The organism is Isoptericola haloaureus (genome assembly GCF_036689775.1).
In the GTDB taxonomy this organism is placed as follows: domain Bacteria; phylum Actinomycetota; class Actinomycetes; order Actinomycetales; family Cellulomonadaceae; genus Isoptericola; species Isoptericola haloaureus.
Genome location: NZ_JBAGLP010000042.1, coordinates 1 through 364 on the forward strand (window position 1 = coordinate 1; position 364 = coordinate 364).

1 protein-coding gene is annotated in these 364 nt (G+C 71.2%); it reads left to right on the forward strand.

What is annotated here, in order from left to right; genetic code table 11:
* On the forward strand, positions 1-364 hold a 364-nt coding region (locus V5O49_RS00155), incomplete at both ends, for an undecaprenyl diphosphate synthase family protein (protein ID WP_332900453.1).

Sequence of the window (364 nt, forward strand, 5' to 3'; positions counted from 1 at the left end):
CTACGGGATGCAGGACCGGCTCGACGCCTCGGTGGAGAAGTCCGCGCCGAACTACTGGACCACCACCGGTGTCGCCGGGCTCTTCCGGCAGGCCGACCGGCTCTACTCCTCCCAGCAGGACCGCTACCTCGTCACCGAGAAGACGGTCCAGCAGTACCTCGACGAGCCGGACCTGCCCGACGTCGACCTGTTCCTGCGGTCCTCCGGCGAGCAGCGCACCAGCAACTTCATGATCTGGCAGGCGGCCTACGTCTCCCTCGAGCTCGGCGCCCAGGCCGGCGCGCACGCGCTGGTCTCGGCCTGCGCCTCCGGCGCCGAGGCGATCGGCTACGGCCTGGACATGATCCGCGCCGGCCGCGCCGAC